This window comes from Aquipluma nitroreducens (assembly GCF_009689585.1).
Taxonomy (GTDB): Bacteria; Bacteroidota; Bacteroidia; order Bacteroidales; family Prolixibacteraceae; genus Aquipluma; species Aquipluma nitroreducens.
This window is the reverse complement of sequence record NZ_AP018694.1, coordinates 2,727,197-2,743,418: the sequence shown is the minus strand read 5'-3', so window position 1 is coordinate 2,743,418 and position 16,222 is coordinate 2,727,197. Positions and strand designations below refer to the sequence as shown.

At 45.2% G+C, this 16,222-nt stretch carries 16 protein-coding genes and 2 riboswitches; all 16 genes read right to left on the bottom strand.

Translation table 11 applies throughout. The features are described 5' to 3' along the window. Positions 1-63 precede the first annotated feature (63 nt). The 16 genes from AQPE_RS11610 to AQPE_RS11535 all read right to left on the bottom strand — a co-directional run bounded on the left by AQPE_RS11610 (position 64) and on the right by AQPE_RS11535 (position 16,213). A complete protein-coding gene (locus AQPE_RS11610) occupies positions 64-882 on the bottom strand; it encodes an ABC transporter ATP-binding protein (RefSeq protein WP_318351226.1) in 819 nt (272 codons plus the stop codon). Then, positions 879-1,901, bottom strand: coding sequence for a FecCD family ABC transporter permease (locus tag AQPE_RS11605; RefSeq protein WP_318351322.1), 1,023 nt, complete (start codon positions 1,899-1,901; stop codon positions 879-881). Before AQPE_RS11605 ends, AQPE_RS11610 begins: the two co-directional genes overlap by 4 nt. 290 nt (positions 1,902-2,191) lie before the next feature. Beyond that, positions 2,192-2,719, bottom strand: a complete 528-nt coding sequence (locus AQPE_RS11600) for a cob(I)yrinic acid a,c-diamide adenosyltransferase (protein ID WP_318351225.1) — start codon at positions 2,717-2,719, stop codon at positions 2,192-2,194. 50 nt (positions 2,720-2,769) lie between these two features. Continuing rightward, a complete protein-coding gene (locus tag AQPE_RS11595; protein ID WP_318351224.1) occupies positions 2,770-3,393 on the bottom strand; it encodes a hypothetical protein in 624 nt (207 codons plus the stop codon). A 10-nt stretch (positions 3,394-3,403) separates the two neighbouring features. After that, positions 3,404-4,225 (bottom strand): metallophosphoesterase family protein, encoded by an 822-nt coding sequence (locus tag AQPE_RS11590; RefSeq protein ID WP_318351223.1) that lies wholly within the window; start codon positions 4,223-4,225, stop codon positions 3,404-3,406. Between the two features lie 129 nt (positions 4,226-4,354). Beyond that, positions 4,355-5,833, bottom strand: coding sequence for a cobyric acid synthase (locus AQPE_RS11585; protein ID WP_318351222.1), 1,479 nt, complete (start codon positions 5,831-5,833; stop codon positions 4,355-4,357). Continuing rightward, positions 5,830-6,372 (bottom strand): alpha-ribazole phosphatase, encoded by a 543-nt coding sequence (gene cobC / locus AQPE_RS11580; RefSeq protein ID WP_318351221.1) that lies wholly within the window; start codon positions 6,370-6,372, stop codon positions 5,830-5,832. Before cobC ends, AQPE_RS11585 begins: the two co-directional genes overlap by 4 nt. Beyond that, the gene (locus tag AQPE_RS11575; RefSeq protein ID WP_318351220.1) at positions 6,369-7,133 is read right to left on the bottom strand and encodes an adenosylcobinamide-GDP ribazoletransferase; all 765 of its coding nucleotides are present in this window, start codon (positions 7,131-7,133) and stop codon (positions 6,369-6,371) included. Before AQPE_RS11575 ends, cobC begins: the two co-directional genes overlap by 4 nt. Positions 7,134-7,274: 141 nt before the next feature. Beyond that, the gene (gene cobT / locus AQPE_RS11570; RefSeq protein ID WP_318351219.1) at positions 7,275-8,279 is read right to left on the bottom strand and encodes a nicotinate-nucleotide--dimethylbenzimidazole phosphoribosyltransferase; all 1,005 of its coding nucleotides are present in this window, start codon (positions 8,277-8,279) and stop codon (positions 7,275-7,277) included. Positions 8,280-8,580: 301 nt separating this feature from the next. Continuing rightward, positions 8,581-9,090, bottom strand: coding sequence for a bifunctional adenosylcobinamide kinase/adenosylcobinamide-phosphate guanylyltransferase (gene cobU, locus AQPE_RS11565; RefSeq protein ID WP_318351218.1), 510 nt, complete (start codon positions 9,088-9,090; stop codon positions 8,581-8,583). A gap of 61 nt (positions 9,091-9,151) precedes the next feature. Further along, on the bottom strand, positions 9,152-11,257 hold the full coding sequence (locus AQPE_RS11560; RefSeq protein WP_318351217.1) for a TonB-dependent receptor: 2,106 nt from the start codon (positions 11,255-11,257) through the stop codon (positions 9,152-9,154). Positions 11,258-11,403: 146 nt separating this feature from the next. Further along, positions 11,404-11,607, bottom strand: a riboswitch (cobalamin riboswitch). 76 nt (positions 11,608-11,683) lie between these two features. Beyond that, positions 11,684-12,631, bottom strand: a complete 948-nt coding sequence (gene cbiB / locus AQPE_RS11555; RefSeq protein WP_318351216.1) for an adenosylcobinamide-phosphate synthase CbiB — start codon at positions 12,629-12,631, stop codon at positions 11,684-11,686. Then, positions 12,622-13,647 carry a pyridoxal phosphate-dependent aminotransferase gene (locus AQPE_RS11550; RefSeq protein WP_318351215.1) on the bottom strand — a complete coding sequence of 342 codons (1,026 nt, stop codon included), beginning with the start codon at positions 13,645-13,647 and terminating at the stop codon, positions 12,622-12,624. The genes cbiB and AQPE_RS11550 overlap by 10 nt, the downstream gene beginning before the upstream one ends. A gap of 14 nt (positions 13,648-13,661) precedes the next feature. Further along, positions 13,662-14,471, bottom strand: a complete 810-nt coding sequence (locus AQPE_RS11545; protein ID WP_318351214.1) for an ABC transporter substrate-binding protein — start codon at positions 14,469-14,471, stop codon at positions 13,662-13,664. A gap of 144 nt (positions 14,472-14,615) precedes the next feature. Next, positions 14,616-15,263: a Dph6-related ATP pyrophosphatase gene (locus AQPE_RS11540; RefSeq protein WP_318351213.1), complete on the bottom strand. Its 648-nt coding sequence runs from the start codon at positions 15,261-15,263 to the stop codon at positions 14,616-14,618. Positions 15,264-15,345: 82 nt separating this feature from the next. Next, positions 15,346-15,552: riboswitch (cobalamin riboswitch) on the bottom strand. 25 nt (positions 15,553-15,577) lie between these two features. Further along, a complete protein-coding gene (locus AQPE_RS11535) occupies positions 15,578-16,213 on the bottom strand; it encodes a MarC family protein (RefSeq protein ID WP_318351212.1) in 636 nt (211 codons plus the stop codon). Positions 16,214-16,222 lie beyond the last annotated feature (9 nt).

Sequence of the window (16,222 nt, the reverse complement as noted above, 5' to 3'; positions counted from 1 at the left end):
TTGAACTATTGAAAAATTGACAAAAGAATTAGCCTTTACGACATTAAAACACAAGACGCTAAATCACTTTTTCGCCAATTTCTCCTGAATTTCTTTCAGTACCTTTTGCGATGCCAGAAAAATAGCGGGTTTTCCAGAAAGCGGGTTGTTCTGGGTGACCACCACGGTTTGATAAACATCCTCGATGTTTTGGAAAGTCAGCACTTCTTCCGGAGTGCCCTGAGTATGAATTTTCCCTTGATTAACAAGGATAAGCCAATCGCAATATTCCGAAGCTAAATTCAGGTCGTGAATGACCATCAAAACCGATAGCCCCATTTCCTGATTGAGCTGCTGCAACACATTCAGAATATGCACCTGGTGTGTGATATCGAGGTGCGAAGTAGGTTCGTCGAGCAAAAGCAGTTGTGGCTGCTGTGTCAGGGCGCGGGCTATCCCGGCCAACTGCTGTTCCCCGCCGCTCAACTCCGACATCAGTTGATCCTTGAAACGCCAGGTATCAGTCATTTCCATGTATTTGCGGGCAATCTCAAAATCGTCGTCAGTCTCGAAAAAATTGAACCGGCTGTGATACGGAATCCGTCCCATCAGCACGTAATCTTCTACTGTCATGTCGCCTGCTTCGATAAACTGGCTGACAATGGCAATGTTTTGCGCCCGATCGCGCAATGAAAATGACTTCAGGTTCTTATCCGAAAGCAATATTTTTCCTGATTTCAGGCCAAGCGTTCCGGTGATGGCGCGGAAAAGCGTGGTTTTTCCTGAACCGTTTGGCCCGATAATTCCGGCGAATGAACCCTTGGGAATGTCGATGTTAATATCCAACAATTGAAATTTTGGATACCCGCAACACAGGTTTTGAATGTTCAGGATATTACTCATCGGCTTTTATTGAGTGAACGGTACGACGAACGGCTGATCATCAGTAAAAATGCAATTCCACCAACGATTCCGGTGATCACACCGATGGGAAGCTCGTTGGGCGATATAATGGTGCGGGCAATCACGTCCGAAAGCACCAAAAAAATAGAGCCCGACAAAAAGGAACTGATCAGCAAAATACGGTAATCGGAACCCACCAAAAGGCGCATCAGGTGAGGAATGATCAACCCAACAAAACCAATGACCCCGGCAACAGCTACCGAGACTCCGGCAAGCAGCGATGCCAGCAAAAACAGGAGCTTGATCGACAAATCGGTGTTAATTCCGAGATGTTTGGCTTTTTCTTCTCCAAGCCGTAACGCATTGAGCGGTTGTACAAACAAATACGAAACAATAAGCGCACCCACCGAAATGATCAGTGTAATGTATATCAGCGACATGTCGGGTTCATCGAGCGAGCCCATGATCCAGAAAATGATACCGTGCAGGTTTTCGGAGCTGGTTGTTGCCATCAAAAGCATCATCGACGATGAAGCAATAAAACTGATCATTACCCCGGTAAGCAGCATGCTTTGAATATTGACGCGACCACTGCGGGTGCTGATGGTGTAAACCAGAAAAATAATCAGGAAAGAACCAGCAAAACCGGCCAATGGCAACACAAACGAACCTACCAATTGATGCAGTCCGAACACAATAACAAAGGCCACGCCCAGCGACGCTCCTCCCGAAATGCCCAGCGTGTAAGGTTCAACCAGTGGATTGCGGTAAATACCCTGCAACAATATTCCTGAAAGGCTGAGCGATCCACCAACCGCAACTCCGAGCAAAACTCGTGGTATGCGAATCTGGCTCAGGATTGTGTATTCCATGCTTTCATGTCCTTTCCCAAGAATGCTGAAAATGTCCATGAAGCCGAGGTTCATTTCGCCAACCGACAGCGATAAAACCACCGAAGCAACAAGCAGGATCAATAATCCGGCTAAATAAAAAGCCCACCGAAGGTATTTTTGTTGCATTTCAATCACGCGGCGCTGTTATTTTCGGTTTAAAATCGGTCAAAATTAGTCATTCGTAACCATTCGATACTACTTTGAGCCAGAATCTCAACATTTTTTGATTGTTCCGGTCTATTTAAGTAATGAGAAAGAAACAATGTCGTGTTCGCTTTATTAACAACCCCTAAATCCCCTAAAGGGGACTTGTCTCAGCTACAGTCGATTGCGATGTTTGTGATCAAAGCCCCTTCAGGGGTTTGGGGTGAAAAGAAAGACGACAATATAGATTTTGCAGAACTTAAGTCACCCAATTAAAACTCGATTCCTTCGCGGCTGTAAATTTTTCGGTCGAACGGATGCTTTACTTTTTGAATGTTGCTCACGTAATCGGCCACCTCAATCAGTCCATCAGTGGCGCACCGACCAGTCAATACCAGTTCGAGCTTGGCTGGCTTTTGCGCAATAAATTCGAGCAATTCGTCTTCAGCCAAAATGCCATCGCGCACCGAAATCAGAATCTCGTCTAAGATCAGCAAATCGGGGGTTTTCCCCTGGATAAATCCGGTCAGTTGAATCAGTCCGTTTTTAACATCTTCGCGACTACTCTCGCGGGTAACTTTTGGGTTAAACGACCAATGTCCTTCGGTAAATCCGAGGATTGTGGCACCCAGTTTCTGCAAACTCTGAATTTCGTGGTAACCATACAACTCAGGCCGCTTATTAAAATGAGCATAGCAAACAGTCATTCCGTGACCTAATGCACGAACTGCCAACCCAACCGCAGCAGTGGTTTTACCTTTTCCTTCTCCTGTATAAATGTGAACTAATCCTGTATTCATTTTTATTTTGTTTTATAAATATCTGTTTCGAAACCAATTCGTTACTCAACTCAAAAGACGCGGTATCGTATCCCAAAAGAAAGCCCAACAATATCTTTTAATCCAATCGTTTTATTTCCAAAAGCGCTTATTAAATAGAGGTCATTCGTGTTAAACTCGTAAAAAAACGACAACTCTTTGCCCAATGTTTTAGTTCCCATTTTAAAAACAAACGATTGCCCAACAAAAATATTGAACCGCGTATTTACTGCCCAGAAATAATAATTTTTCGGATACCTTTCCGGCAATTTACTCCAAAAATACTCACCGAAGATTTTGGTGATATAAATGCCAGTAGTAACAGGTTCCACGCTGATAAACTCATTCAAGCGAAATCTGAAAGGGGTATAAGTTTGTTTGAGCGTGGTGGTCATGTGTCCCTCAATCTCATCAATTTCCGGAATAAAACCAAGATACAAATCGGTTTCCCATTGATCCCGTTTTCCATAACTCCACCCGGGTCCGCCAGAAAACATTCCCATCGATCCGGCAAATTGTAGCTTTGATTGGTTGGGCATCAGCCTATCCCATCTTTTTTTATACAACGTAAGTTTTTCGTCGTGCGGTGGATTGGCGTGAAGCTGAGCTATACAAAGAATAGATACGAGCAAAAAAATACAAGAAAAAAACTTCATGAATCAGCAGTTAAAAATTGACGACACGATAAGAATATGAATTTCCAACGAGAGTGAATAAAAGGTAATTACGGCCAGATATGTCGTCGCATCCATAATACAGTATCCCGTTTTTATAATAATCGTTTACACTAAGCTCATGGCGGTGGGCATGGAGGCAAAACAGCAGGTTATTGTAATGTTCAAGAAGGTAGTTAAACATTGATCCCGAATTGTTATTGAACTGATCGTCAAACGGTGGTGAGTGCATCACAACCACAGTCCGGTCAATTGATGCCGTATCGTTTAAAAAGCCAGCCATATAATCAAAATCAGGAACAGGCGTTGAATAATCGAACTCAAGAGCATTTGTATTCAGGCAAATAAAACGTGTTTTCCTGAATTTGAATGAGAAGTTAAAATCGCCATAAATCTTATTATATACTTCTTTCCCATGGCCCAAAACGTCATGATTTCCAATCAGGGCAACGTAAGGAACCTTCAGGTTTTTCATGATGTCATGAATCCACAGATACTCTTTGCTCATTCCGAAATCGGTAATATCGCCTCCGTGAATAACAAAGTCAATATCGCTGCGTTTATTTACGCTATTCACAAAATCGCTGGTTTCATCGTAATAGCGCTGAGTATCGCCCATAAAAACAAACCGAATCGTATCTTTTTCGTCACTCAATGCTTCAATCCGGGAAATGTAAGTTTCATTCAGGTTCGATGGCTGGTTCTTAGAATTCAAATCATAAGGATGATATTCGATCAGATTGCACGACGCTAAAAGTAAGACTAGCAGCAGGAATTGAGCAATTCCCACTTGCCGCCAATAAATTGTTTTCATGTCATTGTTTTCAGTTTCTAACAGGATGCGAAATTAGTCGAAAAAAACAACCTCGAAAGAAAATGAGGATTCTGACCCTTGCATATCGTTTTTTTTAACAGATAAATAACCGGACACTCACTCTTGTTATTATTCACCATTTGAGATCACTCCATAAATGTATTCCAAATCACAGCTTTTGCGGATGTGATCAGCTAACTTATCGTACTGCCCGTTTTTGTATTCCTGAAGGTTAAATTCCTGAAGCCGGATTTCTTTTCCGCAGCTTTTCAGGATAGCCTGAATAACAGGCAAATTATCGAAAATGCCGTGCAGGTATGTCCCCCAGGTTTTCCCGTTCAGGAAACAGCCGTCCGTCGATCCGTCGCTCAGGCTTGCCAGCGGCGAACCATCGAGCAACTCGGTTTGTCCCATGTGAATTTCGTAGCCATTGCACAAACCTGTTTCATTCCTGAAAGTGAATTCGCTTTGCACTGTTCGCTTTTCGCCCGTTAGCGTAGTAACAACAGGTAAAAGCCCGAGCCCCGGCATAAAATCAATTTCGCCTTCAACATGCTGTGGATCGTGAATTTCGCGGCCCATCATCTGGTAGCCGCCACAAATGCCATAAACCGCATTTCCTTTTTGCTGACTATTCAGGATCGCCTTTGCCAATCCGCTTTTCCGAAGAATTTCCAAATCGGCTATGGTGTTTTTAGATCCGGGAAGGATCACAACATCCGCTTTTTCGATTTCGTCGGGATTGGCCGTATAAAACAAGTTGATTTCAGGCACACGTTCCAGCACATTAAAATCGGTAAAATTCGACATGTGCCGAAGTAAAACCACCGCCACATTGACCAATCCATCTCGGGTTTTTCCTGATTTGTGATCCAATACAACAGAATCTTCATCGTCAATATGAATATCCCGGAAATACGGAACCACACCCACAACGGACACTCCGGTGAGTTGCTCCAGCATTTTCCGTCCTTCGGTAAATAAATCAATATCGCCCCGGAATTTATTGATCAGAATTCCATTTACCAATGCTCTTTCTTCCGGAGGAAGCAACTCCAACGTTCCATAAACACTTCCAAAAACACCTCCCCGGTCGATGTCGGCTATCAGGATTACAGCAGCATTCACCGCCAGCGCAACCCGCATATTCACGATGTCTTTCTCACGCAGGTTGATTTCCGAAATGCTTCCGGCGCCCTCAATCACCATCGGATTGTATTGACCAGCCAGTTTTTTGTAGGCTTTCATTGCTTCGGCAAAAAGGGCATCGCGGTCGGTTCCCAGGAAATATTCTTTAGCCGACTGGTTTCCCATGGGCTTTCCGTTCAAAACCACCTGTGCATTTTGATTGCTGGTTGGCTTCAACAAAATGGGATTCATCTCGCTCAGCGGTTCAATGCCGCAAGCCTCAGCCTGAACAGCCTGCGCACGACCAAGCTCCAGCCCATCGATGCCCGCGAACGAATTAAGCGACATGTTTTGCGCCTTAAACGGCGCGGGCGAATAGCCATCCTGCTTAAAAATGCGGCAGAATCCAGCATTGATGATGCTTTTCCCCACATCGGAACCGGTTCCGACAAACATGATTGGACGAAGTTTTTGTTTCATTCGTGTTCAAGATTAAAAGTGATCATTTTCCCGTATTCCAACGGTGTCTCAAAAGCCTCTTCCGGGGTTTTATCCTGAAGCAGGCACATCATCGCGCGAATGATTCCGGCGTGGGTAAAAATTGCTGCGTTTCGTAAGTTTTTACTTTTCATCTCGTTGAGAAACGATTCCCCGCGATTAATAAGTTCAATAAACGATTCACCACCAGGGCAACGGGCGTTGACGTAATTGGCAAACCATTCTTTCCCAGCCTCCGATTCGTAGATAGACTTCCAGGTCGCCATTTCCCAATCACCAAAGTCGAGTTCAGTCAAACGACTATCGGTATGAATTGGCTGATCAGAAATAATTTCGCGAGCAAGACTGGTACACCGCTTCAATGGACTGGAATATACTACGTCGAACTTCTTATAAACCAGTTTTTGTCTGACTGTTTTCAATTCCTCGGGGAACGACGAAGCCAGCGGAACATCGGTTATTCCGTAGCAAATGCCTTTGGGCACATCAACGGATGTGTGTCGGATCAAAGTAAGTTTCATGCCTGAAGTGTTTGAAAGATGACAAACCCGATGTAAAATTCCACTTCGGCAATTTGCTGCAAAGCGCCCAGGCAGTCGCCGGTGTAGCCGCCAAGTTTGCTGGTGATGTATCGCCTGAAAACGAATGTGGTAAACAAAAGCGCTGGCAAAATAATCAGCGAATAGAAAATTGGAATGAAAACCAACAATAAAGTACCAAAGATCAGTGCCAGCAAAAAATCGAACCCTTTGCCTTTTTTGCCAATCGGCTTGGTTTTGCTGGTGGCATCCTCGCGCGAATATTCCGAAGTATAAATGACCAGAATGGGCATCAGCCGGCTAAGCGAATGTCCGGCTAAAAGAATTACCGGAATCTGGGTGACATCGATGGCATGCAAGCTCATAAATTTGGTGGCCAACATACCAATCAGGCCAACGCTTCCGTAAGTGCCGATACGGCTGTCTTTCATGATGGTGAGGATACGGTCGCGGGTGTAACCGCCACCAAAGCCATCGCAAAAATCGGCAAAGCCATCTTCGTGAAAAGCTCCGGTGACAAAAATGGTAGCCAGCATACTCAACAGAATAGCCAATTCAGGAGGAAGAACAAACTGCAACCCATAAAAAACTGTCGCGCCAATCCCACCTACAATCCAGCCGATGAAAGGAAAATACCGCGTTGAGCGGTTCAGTATTTCGTCAGAATACGGCAGGTTTTTTGGCACCGGAATGCGCGTGTAAAACATGATGGCATTCAGAAATATATGCAGTTGTTTTCGCATGGTTTATTTTATAAATGCAACAATGTGTCCGTTCACTGAAGTGAACGGCAAAGGATAGGACTGTGTTTAAACAGTAAATCCCTTAATTGAAAAACTGTTATCCTTTGCCGTCTGCTTTAGCTGACGGACATTTTCAGTATTTTACTCTTTATTCGCCACTCCGGCTGATTCGAAGCTCGACATTTCGTTCAAAAAATTGACGGCTGCCTGCACCAAAGGCAATGCCAATGCAGCTCCGGTTCCTTCGCCCAACCGCAAATCGAGATGAAGCATTGGCCGGGCATCCAACTGTTCGAGCATCTGCTTGTGCCCGCGCTCGTCTGACGAATGGCAAAATACGCAATTATCACGTACTTCAGGATTCATACGGATAGCTGTCAATGCCGCAGCAGTTGCAATAAAACCATCGATCAGCAGAATCATGCCTTGTTCACGGGCTTCGAGCATGGAACCAACCATCATCGCGATTTCCAGACCGCCAAAAGTCGCCAAAGTCTCTTCGGGTGTTTTCGGATCGTATTTTTCCGATACTTCTTTCAGGATTTGCATTTTACGAGTCAACTGTTCGCCGTGCGAACCCGTTCCGGCACCGGTACATTCTTCAATCGGGATGTTCAGGAAACGGTGCATCAGCAGCGACGAAGCCGAGGTATTTCCGATGCCCATTTCGCCAAAACCAATGATGTTGCAACCGTTCGCGGCTTCCTGTTTGACCAGTTCGCAACCTTTTTGAACGGCAAGAGAACATTCTTCGGAAGTCATGGCCGGTTCACGGCGCATGTTACGGCTTCCACGAGCCACTTTCGCATTGACAATTGGCGCATCAGCCGGAAAATCGAAATCGACACCGGCATCCACCACTTTCAGGTTGATGCCGTTCTGGCGGCAAAACACGTTGATGGCAGCGCCTCCGGCCACAAAATTCATCACCATTTGCCAGGTAACTTCTTTCGGGTAAGGGCTCACGCCTTCGTCGGCCAAACCGTGATCGGCAGCAAAGACTAAAATAGTTGGCTTTTTTAACTCCGGGGTCAGCGTGTTCTGGATCTGGCCAACCTGTAGGGCAAGGCTTTCGAGTAATCCAAGCGCACCCAACGGTTTGGTCTTGAAATCGATTTTGTGTTTGAGTTGTTCTTCTAGGGTCATGGGTTGATGGATAAAATGTTATTGTTGTTGTAATTGTTGTCAAAGTTGTCGGTTGTAGTCAGGGTTTCACTCAAAGTGAAGGCGTGAATAACCCAATATGTTCTCGCCCTTCCGTCCGAAAGATGATTCTCTCCTCTCTAATCTTCATCGCGCGGACGGAAATCTTTTTTCTTCATTTCCCGGGGTGGCACTCCTTCGTCGGTTACCCCGGGTTATTGATATTTAACCCTTTCAGGGTATTTTATTTGTTTCTATGTGTCCTATGTGGTTCAAATTTCTGCCAACTGATCACTGCTACTGATCACTTAATTTTCACCGGAATTCCCGAGATCATCAGGAAAACCTCGCTGGCTTGTTGGGCGATGTGTTGGTTCATCCAGCCTTGCAGGTCGGCAAATTTACGTGCCGATTCTTCTACCGGATGAACGCCCATTCCTAGTTCATTGCTCACCACAATCAGGTTCATTTCCTTTTCCACAAAGCGGTTCCATTCGGCTTTGGCTTCTTCGAGCGAACGTTCCAGTTCGAACTGATTGTCGAAAAAAATATTGGTCAGCCACAGGGTGATGCAGTCGAGCAAAACGGTTTGGCCTTCAACCGCGCAAGCCGAAAGTTGCTTTTCTTCTTCGATGTTGATCCAGTGTGCGCCACGATCGTTTTGGTGCCGTTCGATACGAAGCCGAAAATCTTCGTCCCACACCCGGGCGGTGGCCAAATAAACCGGATTCGGGCTTTGTGCTTCAGCCATTTGCTGGGCGTAACTGCTTTTTCCTGAACGGGCGCCCCCGGTAATGAATGTGATTTGAGCCATATTTTGTTGTTTATTAAGTGAGCGGGTGACTCAAAGTCACCCGCTCACTATGATGATTTACTTAGAACGAGTACCCCAGTTTGGCTACAATGCTTCGTCCGGGCATGTTGTAACCATCTTTTTCCGAATAGTTTTCATCCAAAAGATTCGAAATAGTAATGCCAAAATTCACCTTCTCGCTGAATGCGTAGCCAATCGAATAGTCGAACAGCAAATATTCAGGATGCTGTAGAACTTTATCCGAAGCCACGTATCCACCTTTCGTGTAGTAATCTGCTGAAGTAATTCCAGTACGAATGGAACTGAACGAGTCTTTTTCGAGACGCGAACCGATGAACCGGCCGTTCAGGCGCATGTTGATTTTATCGTGCCGGTAATTCAATCCGAAGTTTCCGTTGGCTTTCCGCACATATTGCATGTCACGGGTCAGCATTTCGGTACCCACCAGCTGGGTAAAATCGTTTTTCAGGATCCAGGTAAAGTTGGCGTAAACCTCCAGTTCTGGTTTTTCCGGAAGGAATTGTCCCAGATTGTAGGACAACATTGCTTCAATTCCTTTCATTGTCGATTTGTTGGCATTGGCGTACGTGTATTCGCCCGACGCCAGCTTTTCTTCCACAATTTTATGGTCGTGCAAAGTCTGGAAGTACGAAACATCAAGTCTCAGGCTGTTTTTTGCAGAAGAATAGCCAATACCAAAGTCGGTTGTGCGCGATTTCTCCGGATCAAGGTCAGGATTTCCAACGTACGATTTTCCTGAAACGGTATATTTACCGGCCACTTTAAAGGCATCCGGAACCGAAAATGCAGTTCCAAAAGAACTGTGAGCCTTGAAATTTTTCAGGAACTGGTATTGTGCACCCACCGATGGATTCACTGTGTTGTAATCGGCATTGGCTTCCGGAGCTTTCAACCCGTCGTTAGCATCGATGTGGTACGTGAAATGATCGTAGCGGACGCCAGCATTCAAGTTCAGGTTTTTCACCGAATAAGCCAGTTGCGTGAACGCAGCCACATTCGTGAATTTATTGTTTGGCTTGTACGGATCGGCAGGTGTTCCTATGGATGAGAATCGGTTCGACTGATAATCGTAAACCTTCAAATCGGTTCCCAAAAGCACATCGAAATTGCCCAGTTTGTAATTATCCTGAAGCTGATATCCAGACTCTTTCACCGTACTTGTAAAGCTGATGAAGCCATCATCGGTATTGTCCGAATAATTCGGGTTCTGGTCATCGGTGTAATATGGGCTAAACCTGAAATGGTTTTTCGCATTGTTTTGTTCCAGTGTCACATACAAATTCAGGCGGTTCACATCCTTCTTGCTTTGCCCATAGGTTCCCCAGTAATTTCCGGCAGTTTCCACATCGTAAGCAAAGGTGTAGGCACCTTCAGCACTAATTTTCCACTGTTTACTGATGTCGTAATTCACAAACGCATTGGCCGAATTCATCTCGTACTGCGAGTTGTCCATGGCATCGCCATACGAAGCTTTATCGAGAATCAGTTTATCGACATCCGAAATTTTCAGCAGGTTTTTCTGTCCGATGCGGTAATCTTTGGTTTGTTCTTGACGGCTGTATCCCAAGCCATACGTAAGTTTCGTTCCTGAATTTCCGGTGAAATTTCCTGAAAATTTGCGGTAACCAAAACTTCCGGATTCAACCGAAACGTACACTTCAGGAATTGCGCCTCCCTTTTTGGTAATGATGTTGACCACGCCGCCCATCGCATCCGAGCCGTAAAGCACCGAATACGACCCTTTCACGATTTCGATTTGCTCTACGTTGTTCAGGTCGATGGTTGCCAGGTTAGTCGTTCCGGCAGGTTTTCCGTCGATGAGCAATAAGGTGTAACTGCGCGAGTGGGCGCTTGGAGAAAAACCACGCATTCCAACAGCAGCAGATAATCCGGGGTACTGAATAATGTCGAGGTTTGTGGTGCGTTTAAGCACTTCGGCAAGGTTTTCGCACGGCAACGATTTGATGAGGCTTTGCGAAATAATCTCAACTTTTTGAGGAAGGTCTTTTAGTTTGCGTTCCATGTGCGACGCGTGAACAGTAACTTCCTGAATTGGATACACTTTGGTTGAGTCGAGCAGGTCGGCTGCGGCGCCTAACGAGTAGAGCAATCCCATACAAACAAAGGTCATTTGTTTAAAATTCATAACACTTCTTTTATGGTTAAACATTAAAAAATGTCGACCATAAACTTTCAACATGTTCCCGATACATCCCGGGCTGACAAAAAAGGAACAAATGGATAAATCAGATGAAAACGATCACCCCATTGCTTTTATCCCGAAAGCTATGATTAACGTGCATGGAACTGGCAGGTCTTCTGGCTCGCCTTGCTTTTTGAGGCCTTCCCATCCCAAAACCGGGACAGTGGCAGGAGTTTCAAAAAGTTTGAATTAAGGCTTACAGCTGCGGGTACAGCTCCGGTATTTCACCGGATTCCCTATTATTCCTTGTTGGCTTGTCAACCAACTCTGGAACCATTTCCGGAGGCAAAAGTAAAGTTTTTCAACACAGATTACACAGATAAATACAGATTAAAATCCAACTTATTCATATAGCAGTGAAAATCTGCATTATCCGTGGTATAAAAATATTATACTGACACAGATCAGTCCGACAAACACCAAACAGGTAAAGAAATTTAAAACGCAGGTCTTGTAAAAATCGCGGTTCGTAATTTCCCTGACGTTCTTTCCAATGTATGGTTTCTCGACCAAAGTACCGTGATAAACATTCGGGCCGCCAAACCGGCAATTCAGGATTCCGGCCAGCGCAGCTTCGGGGTATCCGGCATTGGGGCTACTGTGCTGATGTCCGTAGCGGAAAATATATACCAGTCCGCGCCAGCTAAAGCTGAGAATAACCATTAGCAAGGCAGTAATTCGTGCCGGAATGAAATTAATCACATCGTCGAACCGCGCTGCAAACCAACCGAAATCGCGGTACTTCTCACTTTTATAGCCAATCATCGAATCGAGCGTGTTGGCCATTTTATAAGCCAGCATGGCCGGAACGCCGCCCAGGGCATAAAAAAATAGCGGGGCAATTACCCCATCGCTTAAATTCTCGGCCATTGTCTCAATTACTGCCATGCGGATTTGCTGTTCGTTAAGGTTTCGGGTTTCGCGACCAACAATGTAGCTCAGCTGTTCGCGTCCGGCTTCCAGACCGTTCTTTTCCAAGGCCGAAATCACTTTGTAGGCTTCCTGAATGAGGCTACGGTTAGCCAGGCCGTAAAAAACACCTAAGCTTGCCAAAACAACATACAGCATTTCGTTGTTTTCGGCCAGTTTTAGGACTAACCAAAAGCTCCAGAAAGTGGTCGCAATAAGAACAAATGCCGTTGCTGCTCCTTTCCATTTGCGGTTTTTACCGCGATTCAGCTTTTCAGTAAAAAACGAGATGCTGTTGCCAAAAAGCCTGATGGGGTGGGGCAACCAAAGCGGATCGCCCAACAGGCAATCGAGCAAAAAACCAATCAATAGTGAAGATATAATCAACTGTTCGTGCGTCATTTCCATTGCGTATAGCTTTTCAAACCATCAATCAGCAATTGATTATCGGATTCGTTTCGGGTACAAACCCTGAAATACCGTTCATCCAGTCCGTTGAAATTCGAAGCGTCCCGAATCAGAATGCCGTGTTCCTGAACCAGGAATTTTTTCAGTTCGGCAGCCGTTCCCAATTGCATCTCAACCAGGAAATATGGAGTTTTGGCAGGAATCACTTTAAATCCGGAAATTTCACCAATCGATTGTTGAAGCTTCATCGACAATTGCTGAATAGACTGGGCATCAAAAGAATGAACTTTCAAATGTTCCATCAGGAATTTGCCGGCTTCCTGCGCCAAGGCGTTTACCGACCAAGGTTGCTGAAACTTCCGAAGCCGTTCTGCCAGTTTCGCCGAAGTGACCACATAGCCCAATCGCAAACCCGGAATAGCGCAGCATTTCGTGAGCGAACGGATGACAATCAGGTTCGGATATTTTTGGGTCAACGGAATGACCGACTGAAAATCGGGAATAAACGCGGCATAGGCCTCATCAATTACAAAAATGGTATTTGGAAATCTGTTTAGCCATTCCACAATTTCCCGAAAACTGAAAAAATGCCCATCCGGATTGTTCGGGGTCCCAATCCAAAACAGGTTTGCTCCCGAATTTAGGGCTTGCTTCGCTTCATCGCTCCTGAAAAATGAAGGGACATGCCGATGCAACCGACAGGCATCCCCGTACTCCGAAAAAGCCGGATACAGGATGGCCGAAACAGCCTTCCGAAAAGCCAAGGCAACCGTATAAAATGCCTCGACCGAGCCGTTAAAAGCCAATACCTGTTCCGAATTTACCTCATGAAAATTTGCAATTCCCTGGCATAAACCAGCCGCATCTGGTTCGGGATAATTCCCAATCAAATGCAGTTTTTGTTGTAAATAACAAATTAGTTCGGGAGGAGTACCTTCGAACCAAACGTTTGAACTGAAGTCAGCCCTAATTGGTACATTCAGGCAATGACTGTCGTCGCCATGTCCGTTAATCATGAGACAAGAAACTTTTACTCATAAATCAGTTTGATGATTTCCTCCAGCGCATCCAGAAACAAAACAGGAGTCGGGCTGCAGGTTTTATCGGCATCGAGAACAAAAATTTTCTTATCCTTGCTAGCCGAAAGCACCGAATAGCCCATCCAGGTATCTTTTTCTTCCTCAGCCACAATTCCCATCGTCACAATGAAAATAACATCAGGATTCTGTGTAAGCACAAATTCGCGGGTGACACCACCCATTTTTAATCCCGAAGCGATGTTTTTACCTCCTGAAAAGCGAATAAAATCGTCCTGAAACGTATTGGGTACCGCGCAAAATAGAGGTTTGGCCCCAATCTGGAAGAACTCCTTTGGATTTTTCCCGACAGGAACTTTTGAAATTAGTTTGGCCAACCGCGCCCTTTGCTGAGACACAATTTCGCGCGCTTTTTCAGGTTTTCCAATCAGCTCACCAACCTGAATAAAATACGAGCATATTTCTTCAAACGATTTCGGATAAGGCAGGTAAACGACTTTCAGTCCGAGCTTTTTCAGATTGTCGATGGTTTCAGGTTTGATTAACGACGACGCGATAACAACGTCAGGCCGCAATGTCAGCGTTTTTTCGATGTTAACGCTCATTGCCGAGGCCACTACCGGAATATTGTCGGAAGCCTCAACCGGGCAATAACTGGTACAACCCACCAGTTTATCTTGTTCGCCCATCAGGTAAATGCTTTTGGTTACCCACGGAACCAGCGAAACGATACGTTTGGCTTGCTGTGCCTGAACGAACAAACAAAAAATTAATAGAACACTGAGAAAATATGTCTTTTTCATACATAGCTTATTAGCCCCACCTAGCCTCCCCAAAGGGGAGGAATAAAAAACCTTTCGAAAGGAGGGAGTTCTTATTGTATAACAAAAAGTATATAAATCAATTAATGACAGTTCTTCCCCTTTGGGGAGTCAGAGGGGGCTTCTTTAGATGATCTCCAGAAACCAATGGTTGTTGCGAAAACTAACGGCTCCTTTTTGAAACGAAACCGGATGATGAAAGTTAGGCCCATCGTACACAAAAGTGTGAAATTCGCCCAACTCGGCGCAAACGTCAACGCCTTCAATTTTCGAAAGTTCTTCAACGAATGCCGAATCGTACACCCGCCCCAGAAAATCTTCGGTCAGTTGTTTGGCATTTACCGAAACAGTCAGGGTTTTAAAACCTTCATCGATAATTTCAGCAGCCAGCTCGTTAACCGGATTGTCCCACAAAGGGAAAATGGCCTCGACGCCGCACTCGTTGCACACCCGCTCAATCCAGTGACGATGTTCCCAAAGGTAAATATCTCCAAACACGCCACCCGTAATTCCCCGATCTTTCAGTTTCAGGATGGCAGCTTTAAAATTCTGCTCATAACCAGCCCGATCTGTTTTCGGTTGAAGCAGTTCGAGACCCAATGCCTCAGCTTGCCGGACTACCAAATCCTGATGAATTCCATGAGAACGCGAAAAATCCGAATCGGCATCACACATGTTCAGGAGAACTTTAACCTGATGATTTTTAGATTTCTGAATGCGGTAAAGCGCTAACATACAGTCTTTGCCGCCACTCCACGACGAAAATAATTGCATTCTACAAAAATGTTATTCCGGAAGAAATGAAATGGAAACAGCAGTTGCCCTCTCACCGATCTTTTTTCCCGAAGATTCGACTTACATTGATTTCGAATTGGCAGGTCTTCTGGCTCACCTCGCTTTTTGCGGCCTTCCCGCCCCGAGTGCTCAGGGCAGTGGCAGGGATTACAAAAAGTTTTTACAAAGGCTTACAGCTGCGGGTACAGCTCCGGTATTGCACCGGATTCCCTTTTTTTGACTCACTTCCGAAACAGGAAGATCGTCAACCAAATCGCTGCAAAAGTAGAAAATATTCCGGACGAATCGGTGCGTTAACCTTTAATCATATCGAGAATAATGGGTTTTAATCCGCTGAAAAAAAACTCGACGGCGATTACCATGACAATCAATCCCATCAGGCGCATCATCACATTGATTCCGGTTTGCCCGAGTAACTTCAGGATGCGCGACGAGCTGTAAAAAACCAGGTAGGTGATGAACATGACCAATACTATCATACCAAAAAGAACAATCTTTCGGGTCAGGGTCGAGGCATCTTCCATCAGAACGATAGAGTTGGTAATCGCGCCGGGACCACAAATCATCGGGATGGCCAGCGGCGTCACCGAAATGTCATTCACGTAAGTTTTTACTTCCGAATCTTTAATTTTCACCTGCCCGAGCCGTGCCTGAAGCATATCCATTCCCATGATAAAAAAGATAACGCCGCCAACTACCCGAAAGCTGTTAACCGAAATACCGAAAAACTTGAAGAGCAATTGACCAGACAGTGCAAAAATAATAATGGTGATTAAGGCAACGATGGATGCTTTCCGTGCAGTGTAGGTTCGTTCTTTTTCGCTCAAACCGGCGGTCATGGTCATAAAAACCGGCATGGTGCTTAGTGGATTGATCAATGTGAAGAAGGAGGTAAAACACAAAAGACCGAAGGAAAGAGCATCGTTCATGGGGCAATT